We start from the raw sequence: 14,159 nt of genomic DNA on the forward strand, positions 1-14,159 counted from the left end.
GGCATTCCCGCGGGCGACCTTTTCCTGCGGGCCTTGCTCGAAGGTTCTGCCGTGACTCACCCCAATCAGCCCGCTCCAACCGTTCCCGCCGTGCGCAGCATCCTTGCTGCGCTGATGATGGCGATCTTCTTGGGTGCCTTGGACCAGACCATTGTCGCGGTGTCCATGCCGGCCATTTCCGCGCAGTTCCATGACGTCAACCTGCTGGCCTGGGTGATCTCCGGCTACATGGTGGCGATGACCGTGGCGGTGCCGATCTACGGCAAGCTCGGCGACCTGTATGGGCGCCGGCCGATGATGCTGATCGGCATGGGCGTGTTCACCCTGGCGTCGCTGTTCTGTGGCATGGCGCAGAGCATGGAGCAATTGGTGCTGGCGCGGATTCTCCAGGGCATCGGTGCCGGCGGGATGATCTCGGTCAGCCAGGCAATCATCGGCGACATCATTCCCCCACGCGAACGCGGCCGTTACCAGGGCTACTTCAGCAGCATGTACGCGGTAGCCAGCGTGGCCGGGCCGGTGCTGGGCGGCTATATGACCGAGTACCTGTCGTGGCGCTGGGTGTTTTTGATCAACCTGCCATTGGGTGCAGGCGCCTGGTACGTGGCCCATCGCACCCTGGTGGGGCTGCCGGTGCCGCAGCGCAAGCCGATCATCGATTACCTCGGCACGGTGCTGATGATCATCGGCCTGACCGCCTTGCTGCTGGGCATCACGCAAATCGGCCAAGGCCATCATTGGCTCGATGACGAAGTGCTGGGGTTGCTGGCCTGCGCACTGCTGGCGCTGAGCGTGTTTGTGTGGCACGAGCGCCGGGCCCGCGAGCCATTGCTGCCCATGCACCTGTTCGCCAACCGCAGCGCGGTGTTGTGCTGGTGCACGATTTTTTTCACCAGCTTCCAGGCGATTTCCCTGACCGTATTGATGCCCCTGCGTTACCAGACCGTGACCGGTTCCGGTGCCGACAGTGCGGCTTTGCACCTGCTGCCGCTGGCGATGGGTCTACCGATGGGGGCTTATTTCGCCGGGCGCATGACCTCGGTGACCGGCCGCTATAAACCGATGATCCTCAGTGGCGCATTGTTGAGCCCCTTGGCCATCCTTGGCATGGCCTACAGCGCGCCCCAGGCGGTGGTGATCACCGCCGTGTTCATGTTGCTGTGCGGGATCGCCGCGGGCATGCAGTTCCCCACCTCATTGGTAGGCACGCAGAACTCGGTGGAGCAACGGGACATCGGCGTCGCCACCAGCACCACCAACCTGTTCCGCTCCCTGGGTGGGGCCGTCGGGGTGGCGTGCATGTCGGCGCTGCTGCTGGCGCTGTTGCACGATTCCAGTTTTGCCCAGTTGGCCAGCGGCGCACTGGTGGCCGAAGGCAGTTCCGGCAACGTCTTGCTCGACGGCCTCAATGCCGCCCCAGGCCCGGCCCAGGATGCGTTGCGTGGCGAGTTGGCGGTGACGTTCCGGCATTTGCTGATGGTGAGCGCGGCGGTGTCGTTGCTCGGGTTGGCGGCGGCGATAGCGATGCCGAACCGGGTGCTGCGCGGCCGGGAAGACAAAGCCCGCTAGGTCCAACTGAATGTAGGAGATCAAAATGTGGGAGGGAGCAAGCCCCCTCTTATCAAGCTTCAAATAATCTACTGATTTTAAAGAGTTAAAATTTAGTCTTAACGCCGGATATTTTGGCGGCGGCCCGGGTTGCTGCGCGACGGCGCCACGTCGACGATGTGACCGGGTTGTTGGGTTGTTGGGGCGAGTACATATCCGTTGCTTAGGTAACGGCCACTATAGGTTCCGCCCTTACGGCGGCTCACTTTGCAAAAGCGGCAAAGTAAGCAAAACGCTCTTGCCCCACCACTCGGCACCTCGCCCGGGCTCGGTGTGCCCGTAATCCGATAGGGATTTGGGCCAGCGTGGTTTAACGGGGCGCCTGAGATCAAAAACACAGCGAGGCGGCCTTATAGCCGACCTGATCGTTGAAGCGTGCGCGTACCCCTGTGGGAGCGGGCTTGCCCGCGAAGGTCGTTAGCGATGACACGGGAAACCAGAAAGAACGCGGCGTTCTCAGGTTTTTCGCGAGCAAGCTCGCTCCTACAGAAAAGCAAAAGCGCCGCCGGCGTATCTGCGATGCGCAGCGAGTCGCTCTTGATCTTGCTTTTGATCTTAGGCGCCCCGTTAAACCACGCTGGCCGAACGCAGGCTTGAAGCCGTGGGTAACCCGGCAGGACGCCGGGTTAGCCGTCCTGGGCCAGGGATGGCCCATGACGGCGGCCCACGGATTCAAGCCGGAGTGAGGGCACACCGAGCCTAGGCGAGGTGCCGAGTGGTGGGGCAAAAGCGCTTTGGTTACTTTCGCGCTTTTCGAAAGTGACCCGCTGTAAAAGCGGAACCATAAGTGGCCGTTACCCAAATAACGGATATGTACCCAGGCCGAAAACCAACATCCTGCTCGGCTGTCAGGCCGCCACGGGAGCAAGCTCCCTAGTTTGATGCGCGACAGCGTCACATCGAAGATGTGGTGGGGGCTCCCACATTTTAATTGCATTCCAGGTCAGGGGCTGTAGTAACCCACCGCCACCATGAAATGCCCGGTCTTGCGCACATAAGCGTGCTTGTTCTCGACCTTGCCGGTCACCGGGTTCTTCCAGCGGTACTTGTATTCCCCCTGGTCTTGCTCGGCCATCAGCTGGAGGATCGGCTCACCCACCGGCTTGCCGTCCGGATCCTTGATTTTGCCGAAGTCGGTATTGACCAGGCGCAGGTTGGTACCGTGGGCCACATAACGCTGGGTATCCAGGTCGATCACAAACACATACAGGTCATCCTGCAGGAAACCGCCCCGCAAGGAATTGATCGCCTTGAGCGTGCCGGTTTCATCCTTCACCAGCGCATTCACAGCCCTGTTGCGCAGTGCCAGTGCCTGTTCCGGTGTGGCTCGGGGCAGGTAATAGCCCACCGCGAGGATGCGTTCGCCTACCCGCTGATAAAACACGTGCTTGTGTTCGACCTTGCCGTCATTCCAGTTCTGCCAACGATAGTCAGCCTGCTGGATGCCCTGGCCTTCGGGCACCTTGAGCGTGTCCTTGAATGACTGACGCAAATCCGGCCCGAGTACCTCGGACACATCGCGACCGATCAGTGCAGAGGAGGGGCCGCCACTGGCGAGCAGTACGCCCCGGGTATCGACCACAAACACATAGCGGTCCTGGTCGATGAATTCGCCTTGGCGGCTGAACGCGGCAAAGGCTTTGTCGCCTTGCTGGTGGTAGTACGCCAAGGCCTTTTCCAGCAGGGCCTTGGCGGCTTGGGCGTCCGCTTCTTGAGCCGGGTCGGCATGCACCTGGCTGCAACACAACAGCAGCAGCCAGGTGATTCGAAGCAGTATGTTCATTTACCCGTCCCTCGATCTTGTTGATGTGCCAAGAGCGTAGACGGTTGCCGGGAAATCAGAAGGGTTTGGTCGGCAGGTATTTGCCGTCCAGGGTGATGACCGCACGGGAACCGCCGTCCGGGTCTTCGACTTTCTTGATGTCCAGCTTGAAATTGATGGCGCTGATGATGCCGTCGCCAAACTGCTCATGCACCAAGGCTTTGAGGGTGGAGCCGTAGACCTGCAGCATTTCGTAGAAACGGTACATGGTCGGATCCGTCGGCACACCGCTCGGGAAGCTGCCGCGCAGAGGCACGCTTTGCAGCAGGCGGCTGGCGTCCTGGTCGAGGCCGAGTTTGCCGCACACGATGTCTGCGGCGTCCTTGGGCAGCGGGTGCTGGCCGAGCAGGGCGGCCGTGACGAAGGCCAGGCTCAGGCCGGTGCCGTCGGTGAGGTCCTGCCAGGACAGGTTCTTGCGCGCCTTGAGGTCGATAATGGTGTCCGCCAGGGCCAGGCGTGGGGTTTGGGCGAATTGGGATTGCAACATGGTGACGTCCTCTTGGTTTAAGTCAGGTTCAGGCGGCGTGGGCACGGGTGGCTGGATGGTCGAGCAGGGAGACGAAGCGCCCGGTGCGCCCATCCAAAGCGTCGATGCCGCCGGTTTCGATGTCATAGACCCAGCCATGCAGGTTCATCCGGCCTTGTTCCAGGGCCAGGGCTACGCTGGGGTGGGTCTTGAGATTAGCCAATTGGGCGACTACGTTTTCGCGCACCAATGCCTCCAGGCGTGCAGCGTCCGAGACGTGCTGGCGTGAGGCGTTGATCACCTTGGCCGACTCGGCATGGCGTAACCAGTTGGCCACGGCCGGCAAGTGGTCCAGGCATGTGCAGGTGGAAATCGCGGTCATTGCGCCGCAGTCCGAATGTCCGCAGATCACAATGTCGCTGACGCCGAGTACCGCGACCGCATATTCGACCGTGGCTGACACGCCGCCCGGCTCCGGCCCGTAGGACGGTACTATGTTGCCGGCATTGCGGATGACGAACAGATCGCCGGGCTCCTGCTGGATCAAAAGCTCCGGGACTACACGGCTGTCGGAGCAGGACACGAACAAGGTGCCAGGGTTTTGCGTGGTCGCCAGGTGTTTGAACAGGTCGCTGCGCTGGGTAAAGGCTTCAGCCTGGAATTTGCGAAAGCCGTCGATGAGATGCTGCATAGTGGTTCTCCTTGCGTCGCTGGTGGGGCAAGGATGGAAGTTTTCAGCTATAGCGTCCAAGACCGGTTTATTATGCTTTCTATAAGTCGTTCCTATAGCTGGAGCATTGTCGATGCTGTTGCGCCATATCCGTTATTTGCTGGCCGTCGCCGAGCACCGCAATTTCACCCGCGCAGCCGAAGCGTTGCATGTATCGCAACCGACCTTGTCGCAGCAGATCAAGCAACTTGAAGAAAGCCTGGGGGCGCCACTGCTTGACCGCTCCGGGCGCAGCATCAGCCTGACCGATGCAGGGCAGGCTTATGTGCGTTTTGCCCGGCTGGCGTTGCAGGACCTGCAGGCCGGCAAGCGCGCCATTCACGATGTGCAAGACCTCAGCCGCGGGCATTTGCGCCTGGCGATGACGCCGACCTTTACCGCCTACCTGATCGGCCCGCTGCTGGCGCGGTTCAACCGGCTGTATCCGGGCATTACTTTGAGCATCGAAGAACTGACCCAGGACCGCATCGAAGTCGCCCTGGGCGAGGATCTGCTGGATATCGGCATCGGATTTACCGGCGAGCATGGGCCAGACATCGAGTGTGAGGCGCTATTTGTCGAAGAGTTGAGTGTGGTCGTGGGGAGCACACACTCCGAATTGAATCGCCTCGATTGGCTCGAGCAGCCGCTGGTGCTACTGAATACGGGCTTCGCCACCCGCCGTCATATCGATGACTATTGCCGCCGGCAAGGTGTGAAACCCCGCATCGCCATGGAAGCCAACTCCATCAGCGCAATCATCGAAATCGTGCGCAATACGCCACTGGCAACCGTCCTGCCCCAGGCACTGGCCGAGGCGCAGACGGGCTTGCACGCCGTGATCATCGACCCACCGTTGCCGCAGCGTACTGCCGCACTATTGAGCCGCAAGGGCGCCTACCGCAGTGCCGCCTGCAGGGCGTTCGTCGAGTCGATCAAGGCGCCGAGTGGAGGGGCAAGCGCGATTTACCTGGTGTAAGACAATCAAAATGTGGGAGGGGGCTTGCTCCCGATAGCGGTGTGTCAGGTGCAGATTTATTAGCTGAGCCACTGCAACCTATATCGGGGGCAAGCCCCCCTCCCACATTTAGACCGCTGTGTACCCGTTGGATCGCCATCAAGGCGCAGCCAACCACTGACTGACCACTTGCGCATACACACCGGTTGCTACGCTCAGATGCAGCCACTGATCCACATAGCTCTTCCAGGCCACATCATCCCGAGGCAGCAGGAAGGCTTTTTCACTGTATTGCATCGGTTGCTCCGGGTTGACCGCACACAACCCAGGCTTGAGCTTCTGCTGGTAGCGCGCCTCGCTGGCGTCGGTGATCATCACGTCGGCCTTGCCTGCCAGCAATTGGTCAAAAATCGTCACATTGTCATGCAGGCGAATCTGCGTTTTGGCCAGGTGGGTGCGGGCAAACACTTCGTTGGTGCCGCCTGCCGGCTCGATCACCCGCACCTGAGGCTGATTGATCTGTTCGACTGTCTGGTAGCGCTGCACGTCGGCGCAGCGCACCAGCGGGATCTTGCCGTCGACTCCGAGGGACTGGCTGAAGAAGGCTTGTTTCTGGCGCTCCAGCGACACGGAAATACCGCCCACGGCGATGTCGCAACGTTGGGCAAGGAAGTCCGGCATCAGGGTTTTCCAGGTCGTAGGCACCCAGTTGACCTTGGCGTTGAGGCTCTTGGCCAGGGATTCGGCCATGGCAATGTCAATGCCTTCATAGCGGCCGTCGGTACGCAACGAGGTGTAGGGCTTATAGTCGCCGGTGGTGCAGACGGTAAGGGTGCCGCGCTGAAGTACTTCATCCAGGCGCGAGGCGGTGGTGTCGGCCTGGGCGGTGCTTGCCAGGGTCGCCAGTACACAGAGGGCTAGAGGCACTTTCATGGGAGTCGAATCCTTGGAGGCCATGCGGGGGGCAGCCATTATTTCCAGCAGAGCGCCAAGGTAGCAAGGGGCGGCGAATGTTTGGCCGCATTGCAACAAAACGTTATAGAACCTGGATCTAACTCGCGACCAACGCGTGCTAAGGTGCCGGGCATCTACCTCAATGTGATTTGCGCATGGACGGTTCTTCCCCTCATCCCGCGACATTGCCCGTGCCCGGCCCGGCCGATATTGAGGCGCTACCCTGCGAACTGGCCTTCTGGGCCTTGTTTCACTGCCGACACGCACGCCCACCCGATACCTTTTTCCTACGTTGATCTATCCAAAGGATGACGCACTTGTGCGCATCTGCCTGACCCAAACGTATGAGAATTCCCATGAAAGATTTTGCCAGCCTGGACGAAGCCCAGGCGTTCCTTGAACAGAACCCGGACATCGAGCTGTTCGAGCTGTTTATCCTCGACAACAACGGCGTACCACGCGGCAAGCTGCTGCACCGCGACGAGCTGCTGGCGGTGTACGAAACCGGCCGGCCACTGCCCAGCACCATCCTCGGCTTGACCGTCAATGGCGACGACGTAGATGACTCCGGGCTGGTATGGGACGTGGGCGATATCGACTGTCGCGCCTACCCGATCAGCGGCAGTCTGCAGCGCATGCCCTGGCGCTTGATCCCAACCGCTGCGGTGCAAGTCAGCATGCACCCCACTGAAGGTTTACCCGCCACCGTTGCCGACCCCCGGCACCTGCTGGCCAAGGTCATCGATGCCCTCAAGGCTGACGGGTATTACCCGGTGATGGCCGCAGAGCTGGAGTTCTACCTGCTCGACCAGAAGCCCGACAGCAACGGCCGCCCGCAACCGGCGCGGGACGCGGACGGCAAGCGTCCACGTTCGACCCAGGTCTACGGCCTGCGCGAACTGGAACAGATCGAGCCGTTTCTCGCCGACCTCTACAGCGCCTGCAAACTTCAAGGTATCCCGGCGCGCACGGCGATCTCCGAATACGCTCCGGGCCAGGTTGAAATTACCCTCGAACATCGCACTGACGCGTTGCAGGCGATGGACGAGGCGGTGCGCTACAAACGCCTGGTCAAGGGCGTGGCCCACAAGCATGGGATGACGGCGTGTTTCATGGCCAAGCCATTCGATGATCTGGCCGGCACCGGCATGCATATGCATGTCAGCCTGGCCGATGCCCAGGGCCATAACCTGTTCGCCAGCGAGGCGGCTGATGGCACGCCGCTGTTGCGCCAGGCGGTGGGCGGCATGCTCGACACCTTGCTTGATTCGTTGCTGATGTTCTGCCCTAACGCCAACTCTTATCGGCGTTTCCAGACCAACAGCTACGCGCCCCTGGCCGCCACCTGGGGCGTGGACAACCGCACCGTCAGCCTGCGCGTGCCCGGTGGCCCGGCCCATTCCCGGCATATCGAGCATCGCATTTGCGGGGCAGACGCCAATCCTTACCTGGCGGCCGCTGCGATTCTTGCCGGCATCCACCGCGGCATCCGCGAACAGCGCGACCCCGGTGCCCCGGTGGAAGGCAACGGCTACGCCCAGGCCAAGGCGTTGCTGCCTACGGATTGGCTGACCACTCTGCGCGCACTTGAGGGGTCAAGTTGGGCACGGGATGCGTTCGGCGGTGAGTTCCTCGGCGTCTATCTGGCGGTTAAACGCGAGGAATACCGCCAGTTCATGGGCGAGGTCGGTGAGCAGGATTGGCGTTGGTACCTGCACCAGGCGTGACCGATTTCACGGTAGTGAGGCTTTCGACCTTTTTTTCACGTTGCGGTGGTTAAGCTGCGGGTCAAGATCGTTCACTACCGTTTTACCCACATGAGCCCGCGATGTTGCCACAACCCCCACCCTCCATCGAGATCGAATTCACTGAGCGCTGTGACCGTGAGCACGCCAGGGTCTGCGGTGACTCGCGCCCACCCCGGCTGTTGCAGCGCCTGGGGGCTTGGCGCGATGCACGGCTGGTGCGCCATGCGCTGAAGGTGGCCGGCGAGCCGGGGCTCGTCCTTGACCTGGCGTGTGGTTCGGGGCGTTTCTGGCCGGTGTTGGCAGAGCATGTCAACCGGGTGATCCTGGCCTCGGACCACTCCCAGCCCATGCTCGACCATGCTCGTACCCACCACCCGGGGACGCTGCTCAAACGTGTAAAGACATTTCAGGGCTCGGCGTTCTCCATTGGCCTGTCGGCGAATGCGGTGGACTGCATTTTCTGCCTGGAATTATTTCGGCATGTGCGCTGCAGCGAGGTGCGATCAATCTTGCTACGCGAGTTTCATCGCGTCAGCCGCGACACGGTCATTGTTTCTGTCAGCGCAGGAACACCGGTGGAAGACGAGTTTCGCCGGGCAGGCTTCAAGATTCTGAATTATCAGGAGTTCCTGCCGGGCTCCAGGCTGCGGTGCGTGTACGTTCTCCGTAAGAGAGGATAACTTCCATTTGTCGGACTATTCTTCGTCCACTGTCGGAGTTTTCATGATGCTGTGTGCACTACGGATGCTCGCAAGTCCCTTTCGCGATATATACTGCGCGCCATTCTTCAAGGGAGAGCCGTGTGGCCATCGATATTCACTGGATCTGCGACAACGATAGCCTCGGCCAGCATTGCGCCGAATGGCAGCAGTTGCCATTCGTCGCCCTCGACACCGAATTCATGCGGGTCGACACCTTTTATCCCATTGCCGGGCTGATCCAGATTGGTGATGGCATCCGCGCGTACCTGATTGATCCGCTGACTATCGATAATTGGCAACCCTTGGCCGCCTTGCTGGAAAACCCGGCGGTGATCAAGGTGGTGCATGCCTGCAGCGAAGATCTGGAAGTGCTGCTGCGCCTGACCGGCAGCCTGCCGGTGCCGCTGTTCGACACCCAATTGGCTGCGGCTTACCTGAACCTCGGTTTCTCCATGGGCTACTCGCGCCTGGTCCAAGCCGTGCTGGATATCGAGCTGCCCAAGGGCGAAACCCGCTCTGACTGGCTGCAGCGGCCGTTGTCGGAGACGCAGGTCAGCTACGCCGCCGAAGACGCGGTGCACCTGGCCGAGGTGTATATCCGCCTGCGCCCCCGGCTATCGGATGACAAGTACGCCTGGGTACTGGAAGACGGCGCCGAACTGGTGGCCAACCTGCGCCGTGAGATCGACCCTTACGAGGTCTACCGCGATGCCAAGCTGGCATGGAAGCTGTCCCGCGCCCAACTCGCCGTGCTGCGTGAACTGTGCGCCTGGCGCGAGCAGCAGGCCCGAGCACGTGACCTGCCGCGCAACCGCATCATTCGCGAGCACTCGTTGTGGCCGCTGGCTAAATCCCAGCCGGATAACCTGGCAGCGCTGGGCAAGATCGAAGACATGCACCCACGCACCGTGCGCCAGGACGGCCAATTCCTGCTGGACCTGATCAAGCGAGCCGGCAGCGTGCCGATGGACCAGTGGCCTCCGGCCGTCGCCGAGCCTTTGCCGGTGGACGCAGCCACGCTGATCAAGCAACTGCGCGCCCTGGGCCAGACGTTCGCCGAGCGCCTGGACATGGCGCCGGAACTGATGCTGCGCAAGAAAACCCTCGAAGCCCTGGTTAAAAGCGGCTATCCCGATGGGCCTTATCAATTGCCAGACTCGCTGCGTGGCTGGCGTCGCGAGCTGATGGGCCAGGCGCTGCTCGACAGCCTGGCCACCGCCGGAGAACAGCCTTGAAACGTATTTGCTCCATCTATCGCAGCAAGAAAAAAGACGGCATGTACCTCTACGTGCTCAAAAGCGACGCCCTGGAGCGCGTGCCTGAACCCTTGATGGAAGCCTTCGGCAAGGCCCATCACGCCTTCGACATGGTGCTGACGCCGGAGCGCAAGTTGTCCCGCGAGGACATCACGGTGGTGCTGGAAAACCTCGACAAGCAGGGCTACCACCTGCAAATGCCGCCGGCCGAGGACGAGTACATCGAGCACTTGCCCGAAGAGCTGTTGCGCCGCAACGACCCGATGTGATCGATCAGTGCCCGCATCAGGGCGCAGGCTTTAAATGGAATCGTATTAGAGGACGGTGGCCGTAAGGATGCGGGCGACCGTCTGTACTGTTTTTGAAAGGTTTGAACCATGCGTGTTCTGATTGCTGAACAGGATCACCCGCTCTACGCCCAATTGCTCAAGCAAGCGGCCCCAGACCTTGAAGTGCTGACCAGCGGCGACTCGGCCGAACTCTCGCGCCTGGCCGCCGATTGCCCGGTCTGGCTGGGCCAGCCCGATCTGCTGGCGACCCTGTTGCGCCAGGGCCATCACCCCCAGTGGCTGCAATCGACCTGGGCCGGTATCACGCCGCTGCTGGCCGATGGCCTGCCCCGCGACTATCGCCTGACCCGCGCAGTGGGTATCTATGGCCAGGTCATGGCCGAGTTTGTCCTCACCTACATGCTGGGCCATGAGCGCGAAGTGCTGGCGCGCCTGGTCAGCCAGGTCGAGCGCAAGTGGGACAACCGCATGGGCCAGAGCCTGGCGGGGCGCAAGGTGCTGATTGTCGGCACCGGCGATATTGGCCAGAGCGTGGCCGATTTCCTCGTGCCGTTTGGCGTCACGCTGTATGGCATCGCCCGCGTAGCCCGGGAGCAGGCGCCGTTTCTCGAAGTGGCCGAACTCGACCAATTGGGCCGCTTGGTAGGGGAGGTGGATTACGTGATCAACCTATTGCCCAACACACCGGACACCCATGACCTGTACGACGCCGCGCTGTTCAAGCAATTCAAGCCGACCGCGTTGTTTATCAACGTCGGGCGCGGCGTGGCGGTGGTGGATGCCGATCTGGTCGAGGCCCTGAAAGAAGGGCACCTGGCCGGTGCAGTGATCGACGTGTGCCGCCAGGAGCCGCTGCCGCAGCGCCACCCGTTCTGGACCGCGTGGGGTTTGCTGTTGACCGGGCACAGTTCGGCACCCACCTCGCCGTCGATGATGGTGGCGTTGTTTGTGCAAAACGTGCGCGCCTACCAGGCCAAGCAAGCGTTGCGCGGGGAAGTGGATTTCGAGCGGGGCTACTGATCCTGGGCCATGCATGAGGAGGCTTGCCCCAATGGCTTTATGTAGGAGCGAGCTTGCTCGCGAAGAACGTCAACGATGACGCGTACTTTCTAAGTAAGCGCGGCGCCTATGAGCTTTTCGCGAGCAAGCTCGCTCCTACAGAGGGCGATTATTGCGCAAGGCTTACAGGCTGAAGTCACCTTCGCACACCAGCTCGCTCAACGGTTTGCGCGGGCTCGGCGCTTCACGGCCCTGCAGATATTCCGGCAAGCTCGACTTGTCACCCAGCTTGCCCACAGCCACGGCAGCATGCAGCGCGTAGCCTTGTGGAATTTTCAGCTCCTTGCGGGTCAGCTCCTGATCGAAACCGGCCATGCCATGAGTATGCCAGCCGCTTAGGCTGGCTTGCAGCGCCAGGTGGCCCCAGGCTGAGCCGGTGTCGAAGGTGTGCCATAGCGCCGGGGTTTCTTCGGTGGCGCCTGGAGCCATGAACTCGGTTTTCGAGGCGATGATCACCAGGGCCGACGCGTGCTGCGCCCAGTTGCGGTTGAATTCATTCAGCAGGCCCAGGAAACGCTCCCAGTCCGGGGTGTCCCGACGCGCATAGAGAAACCGCCACGGCTGCGAGTTGTAGGCCGACGGTGCCCAGCGTGCGGCTTCGAAGAAACTCAGCAGGGTCTCTTTCGGGATGCTTTCGCCGGTAAAGGCGCGGGGCGACCAGCGTTCAGTGAATTGGGTGTGGATCGGGTAATCGGCAACGCGTGTCATGGACTGTTCCTGATCGTCAATTTGGTGCTCAAAACTACTGCGCGCCCACTAGGCTGACAAGCGTTGCTACACCGCCAGTCGTAAGCGCTTGGCCCCAGCGGGCTGGGGCACTAGACTGGCGGCCTTTTCAGCTTCCGATACTGATGTAGAGCCATGGCCGCCAAAGTCGAACCTTTCTGGATACGCAAAACCCTTGAGCAGCTCGACCAGGAGGAGTGGGAGTCGTTGTGCGACGGCTGTGGCCTGTGCTGCCTGCAAAAGCTTGAGGATGAAGACGACAACAGCGTCTATTACACGCGTATCGCCTGCAAGCTGCTCGACCTGAAAACCTGCCAGTGCACCGATTACCCCAACCGCCGCGCATCGGTGCCGGACTGTATCCAGCTCACCCCGGGCCAGGCCGACCAATTCAAATGGTTGCCACCAACCTGCGGCTACCGCCTGGTCAGCGAGCGCAAGGATCTGCCGCTCTGGCACCATCTGGTCTGCGGCGACCGTGACGCGGTGCACCACGAACGCATTTCCCAGTCCGGGCGCATGCTCAGCGAAGGCAGCGTGCCCGAGGACGATTGGGAGGATTACCTGATCTTCCGCGCCGGGTGAACCAAGGAGTGTGTATGAAGGTGGCAGCCAAGTTAGCCGCGGGCCTGGTATTGCTGGCGTTGAGCGGGCCGGGCTGGTGCGCGAAAAAAGTTGACCTGGACTATCACGTCAAGCTGCTGCCCCAGAGCGATCAGGCGCAGGTGCGCGTCAGCCTGTCCCAAGGCTCGGCAGTGCGCAGCCTGGACTTCGACCTGGGCCGCGAGGGTGATTACAGCGACTTCAAGGCCGACGGCCAATGGCAGGTCACGGGCAACCGTGGGCTTTGGCAACCCAGCGCCGACAAGGCCAGCCTGACCTACAAAGTGCGTCTGAGCCACACGCGCAAGCCGGGCATCTATGACACACGGGTCACACCGGGCTGGGCATTACTGCGCGGTGAAGACCTGGTGCCGGCTGCGCGTCTCGATCAGCAAGATGGCATTGAGTTGGTCTCGCGCCTGGCGTTCGAGTTGCCTACGGGCTGGAAGAGCGTCGAAACCGCCTGGCCGCGCATTGGCAAGCATAAATTCCGCATCGATAACGTGTCCCGCCTGTTCGACCGACCTACCGGCTGGATGCTCGCCGGTAATCTCGGCAGCCGCCGCCTGCGCCTGGGCGAAACCGAAATCACCGTGGCCTCGCCCAAGGGGCAGGGCATGCGCCGTATGGACGTGCTGACCTTGTTGACGTTCGTCTGGCCCCAGGTGGAAGCCGCGTTCCCGCGTCATCCTGGCAAATTGTTGATCGTCGGCGCCGGTGACCCGATGCGCCGTGGCGCCTATTCGTTGCGCGATTCGATCTACCTCAACAGCCGTACGCCTTTGGTCAGCGAAAACGGCAGCAGCCCGTTGCTGCGCGAAGTAGTGCAGGCTATCGGGCGCTTTAACGACCATGACAGCAGTGACTGGATCAGTGAGGGCATGGGCGAGTACTACGCAATTGAACTGATGCGGCGTGCCGGGGGCCTCACCGACGAGCGCTATGCGGCGATCCAGGCGCGGCTGGCCAAAGAGAGCAAGGCGGTCACTACCCTGAGGGGCGAGCAGATCGGCAGTGCCGGCGTGGCGCGGGCGGTGCTGGTATTGCAGGATCTGGACCGCGAGATCCGGGTGAAGACCCACAACAAGCGGTCCCTGGATGATCTGGCGCAGGCAGTGATGCGGGTGGACAGCGTTAACACGAAGGAATTTGTGCAGTTGGCCGAAAGTGTAATCGGCGAGTCTTCGATGGTGCTCGATAGCAAGTTGCTGCACTAATCCCAAACCCTGTGCAATTCAAAATGTGGGAGGGGGCTTGCC

General features: G+C 61.5%; 14 protein-coding genes. 9 read left to right on the forward strand and 5 right to left on the reverse strand.

The features are described from left to right. Positions 1-51: 51 nt before the first annotated feature. Positions 52-1,569 (forward strand): MDR family MFS transporter, encoded by a 1,518-nt coding sequence (locus QYQ93_RS08490; protein ID WP_043046466.1) that lies wholly within the window; start codon positions 52-54, stop codon positions 1,567-1,569. 982 nt (positions 1,570-2,551) lie between these two features. Here the strand turns inward: QYQ93_RS08490 and QYQ93_RS08500 are convergent. Genes QYQ93_RS08500 through QYQ93_RS08510 form a run of 3 tightly spaced genes read right to left on the reverse strand, consistent with a single transcriptional unit; the run spans position 2,552 to position 4,587 of the window. Beyond that, positions 2,552-3,391 carry a cache domain-containing protein gene (locus QYQ93_RS08500; protein WP_043046467.1) on the reverse strand — a complete coding sequence of 280 codons (840 nt, stop codon included), beginning with the start codon at positions 3,389-3,391 and terminating at the stop codon, positions 2,552-2,554. 55 nt (positions 3,392-3,446) lie between these two features. Continuing rightward, on the reverse strand, positions 3,447-3,917 hold the full coding sequence (gene cynS, locus QYQ93_RS08505) for a cyanase (protein ID WP_043046469.1): 471 nt from the start codon (positions 3,915-3,917) through the stop codon (positions 3,447-3,449). Between the two features lie 28 nt (positions 3,918-3,945). Beyond that, the gene (locus tag QYQ93_RS08510; protein WP_338476717.1) at positions 3,946-4,587 is read right to left on the reverse strand and encodes a carbonic anhydrase; all 642 of its coding nucleotides are present in this window, start codon (positions 4,585-4,587) and stop codon (positions 3,946-3,948) included. A 112-nt stretch (positions 4,588-4,699) separates the two neighbouring features. Between QYQ93_RS08510 and cynR the strand changes: the two genes are divergently transcribed. Then, positions 4,700-5,584, forward strand: coding sequence for a transcriptional regulator CynR (gene cynR, locus QYQ93_RS08515; RefSeq protein ID WP_338476719.1), 885 nt, complete (start codon positions 4,700-4,702; stop codon positions 5,582-5,584). Positions 5,585-5,722: 138 nt separating this feature from the next. Here cynR and QYQ93_RS08520 read toward each other — a convergent pair whose 3' ends face one another. Then, on the reverse strand, positions 5,723-6,496 hold the full coding sequence (locus QYQ93_RS08520) for a transporter substrate-binding domain-containing protein (protein ID WP_338476720.1): 774 nt from the start codon (positions 6,494-6,496) through the stop codon (positions 5,723-5,725). Positions 6,497-6,873: 377 nt separating this feature from the next. On the opposite strand from QYQ93_RS08520, the gene QYQ93_RS08525 reads away from it, so the two are divergent. The 5 genes from QYQ93_RS08525 (at position 6,874) to QYQ93_RS08545 (ending at position 11,532) form a co-directional block, all read left to right on the forward strand. Further along, complete coding sequence (locus QYQ93_RS08525) at positions 6,874-8,244, forward strand: glutamine synthetase family protein (RefSeq protein ID WP_338476721.1); 1,371 nt, start codon at positions 6,874-6,876, stop codon at positions 8,242-8,244. A gap of 101 nt (positions 8,245-8,345) precedes the next feature. Further along, positions 8,346-8,945, forward strand: coding sequence for a class I SAM-dependent methyltransferase (locus QYQ93_RS08530; protein WP_338476722.1), 600 nt, complete (start codon positions 8,346-8,348; stop codon positions 8,943-8,945). A 122-nt stretch (positions 8,946-9,067) separates the two neighbouring features. Next, a complete protein-coding gene (rnd, locus tag QYQ93_RS08535) occupies positions 9,068-10,201 on the forward strand; it encodes a ribonuclease D (RefSeq protein WP_043046477.1) in 1,134 nt (377 codons plus the stop codon). Then, a complete protein-coding gene (locus QYQ93_RS08540) occupies positions 10,198-10,491 on the forward strand; it encodes a YcgL domain-containing protein (RefSeq protein ID WP_014717482.1) in 294 nt (97 codons plus the stop codon). The genes rnd and QYQ93_RS08540 overlap by 4 nt, the downstream gene beginning before the upstream one ends. A 108-nt stretch (positions 10,492-10,599) precedes the next feature. Further along, positions 10,600-11,532, forward strand: a complete 933-nt coding sequence (locus QYQ93_RS08545; protein WP_043046479.1) for a D-2-hydroxyacid dehydrogenase — start codon at positions 10,600-10,602, stop codon at positions 11,530-11,532. A gap of 162 nt (positions 11,533-11,694) precedes the next feature. Here QYQ93_RS08545 and QYQ93_RS08550 read toward each other — a convergent pair whose 3' ends face one another. Next, positions 11,695-12,279 (reverse strand): nitroreductase family protein, encoded by a 585-nt coding sequence (locus QYQ93_RS08550; RefSeq protein WP_043046480.1) that lies wholly within the window; start codon positions 12,277-12,279, stop codon positions 11,695-11,697. Between the two features lie 153 nt (positions 12,280-12,432). Between QYQ93_RS08550 and QYQ93_RS08555 the strand changes: the two genes are divergently transcribed. Beyond that, positions 12,433-12,882, forward strand: a complete 450-nt coding sequence (locus QYQ93_RS08555; protein ID WP_043046481.1) for a YcgN family cysteine cluster protein — start codon at positions 12,433-12,435, stop codon at positions 12,880-12,882. A 14-nt stretch (positions 12,883-12,896) separates the two neighbouring features. Next, a complete protein-coding gene (locus QYQ93_RS08560; protein ID WP_338476723.1) occupies positions 12,897-14,117 on the forward strand; it encodes a hypothetical protein in 1,221 nt (406 codons plus the stop codon). Positions 14,118-14,159: the final 42 nt, after the last annotated feature.

Source organism: Pseudomonas khavaziana (assembly GCF_036704165.1).
GTDB lineage: Bacteria > Pseudomonadota > Gammaproteobacteria > Pseudomonadales > Pseudomonadaceae > Aquipseudomonas > Aquipseudomonas khavaziana.

Excerpts from the sequence above, each read along its gene's own strand:
- QYQ93_RS08500 (WP_043046467.1), bottom strand. The coding sequence starts at position 3,391 with ATGAACATACTGCTTCGAATCACCTGGCTGCTGCTGTTGTGTTGCAGC.
- cynS (WP_043046469.1), bottom strand. The coding sequence starts at position 3,917 with ATGTTGCAATCCCAATTCGCCCAAACCCCACGCCTGGCCCTGGCGGAC.
- QYQ93_RS08510 (WP_338476717.1), bottom strand. The coding sequence starts at position 4,587 with ATGCAGCATCTCATCGACGGCTTTCGCAAATTCCAGGCTGAAGCCTTT.
- cynR (WP_338476719.1), top strand. The coding sequence starts at position 4,700 with ATGCTGTTGCGCCATATCCGTTATTTGCTGGCCGTCGCCGAGCACCGC.
- QYQ93_RS08520 (WP_338476720.1), bottom strand. The coding sequence starts at position 6,496 with ATGAAAGTGCCTCTAGCCCTCTGTGTACTGGCGACCCTGGCAAGCACC.
- QYQ93_RS08525 (WP_338476721.1), top strand. The coding sequence starts at position 6,874 with ATGAAAGATTTTGCCAGCCTGGACGAAGCCCAGGCGTTCCTTGAACAG.
- QYQ93_RS08530 (WP_338476722.1), top strand. The coding sequence starts at position 8,346 with ATGTTGCCACAACCCCCACCCTCCATCGAGATCGAATTCACTGAGCGC.
- QYQ93_RS08545 (WP_043046479.1), top strand. The coding sequence starts at position 10,600 with ATGCGTGTTCTGATTGCTGAACAGGATCACCCGCTCTACGCCCAATTG.
- QYQ93_RS08550 (WP_043046480.1), bottom strand. The coding sequence starts at position 12,279 with ATGACACGCGTTGCCGATTACCCGATCCACACCCAATTCACTGAACGC.
- QYQ93_RS08555 (WP_043046481.1), top strand. The coding sequence starts at position 12,433 with ATGGCCGCCAAAGTCGAACCTTTCTGGATACGCAAAACCCTTGAGCAG.
- QYQ93_RS08560 (WP_338476723.1), top strand. The coding sequence starts at position 12,897 with ATGAAGGTGGCAGCCAAGTTAGCCGCGGGCCTGGTATTGCTGGCGTTG.